General features: G+C 65.6%; 1 protein-coding gene. It reads left to right on the forward strand.

Translation table 11 applies throughout. The features are described from left to right. The first annotated feature begins 53 nt into the window (after positions 1–53). The gene (locus tag F6X40_RS41460; protein WP_187631886.1) at positions 54–1,184 is read left to right on the forward strand and encodes an IS110 family transposase; all 1,131 of its coding nucleotides are present in this window, start codon (positions 54–56) and stop codon (positions 1,182–1,184) included. Positions 1,185–1,277 lie beyond the last annotated feature (93 nt).

Consider the following 1,277-nt stretch of genomic DNA (forward strand, 5'->3'; position numbering starts at 1 on the left):
GCCGCACGGTGTGGACAGGGCCACACCCGGCGATTTCCGACACGGAGGCCAGCATGGAACACGATAGCACGCTCTACGTGGGTCTTGACGTTCACAAGGACTCGATCACGGTTGCCTATGCGCTCGGCGCAGGCGAAGTCGAACTGCCTGGCAAGACTGGTACGACGAAGACGGATATCGATCGCCTGTGCAAGCGCCTGCAGTCGAAAGCGCGGCACATCCGCGTTGTCTACGAGGCGGGTCCATGCGGCTACGGGCTTTACCGTCAGCTCGTGCAGAAGGGATTCGAGTGCATGGTGTGCGCACCGTCGTTGATTCCCAGGAAGCCCGGCGAGCGCGTCAAGACCGATCGACGCGATGCGGTCAAGCTCGTGCGATCGCTGCGCGCCGGCGACCTGTCAGCGGTGTACGTGCCCAGCGTGGAAGACGAAGCGTTCCGCGATCTGGCGCGCGCGTGGGTGAGCGCGAAGGACGATCTGAAGCGTGCCCGGCAACGACTGAAAGCCTTTCTGCTCTCGCACGGCGTGCGCTACACCGGCCGAGCCGACTGGGGGCCGGCGCACCGGCGCTGGCTGAGCACGTATGCCTTTGACAGCCCATGGCAGCAACTCGCGTTCGAGGAGCTTCGGCGCACCATTGAGGACCGCCTCGCGCAATGCGAGCGTCTCGAAGCCGCGCTGCGCGAGGCGGTCCTCAACTGGCGCTTTTATCCGGCCGTGCTGGGCCTGCAGACCATGCGCGGCGTGCAGTTCACCACGGCGGTGGGCATGCTCGCCGAGCTGGGCGATCTGTCACGCTTCACGCATCCGCGTCAGCTGATGGCCTGGCTGGGCGTGACGCCTTCGGAACACTCGTCGGGCGACAAGCGCCGTCAGGGCAGCATCACGAAGAACGGCAACAGCTACGCGCGAAAACTGCTGGTCGAAGCCGCCTGGAGCTACCAGTACCCCGCCCGCGTGAGCCCCGAGATCCAGCGCCGGCACGAAGGCATCCCGAAGCCCATCGTTGACCGCGCCTGGGACGCGCAGCTTCGCCTGTGTCGGCGCTACCGGAAGCTCGTCGCGCGCGGCAAGCAGAAGAACATCGCGGTGGTCGCCATCGCCCGTGAACTCGCCGGGTTCATTTGGGACATCAGTCGGCAATCGATGTCGCTTGCCACACGGCGCGAGGGCCTGACGGCCTGACACAACACACGAGCAGTAACCCCTACCCACCCCAACGACTGGAGGAGGAGTTTCCTGAAGGCGGCGTAGCCCGGCACGTGAGTAACCCGCGAG

The sequence above is a fragment of the Paraburkholderia sp. UCT31 genome (genome assembly GCF_014397655.1).
In the GTDB taxonomy this organism is placed as follows: Bacteria; Pseudomonadota; Gammaproteobacteria; order Burkholderiales; family Burkholderiaceae; genus Paraburkholderia; species Paraburkholderia tuberum.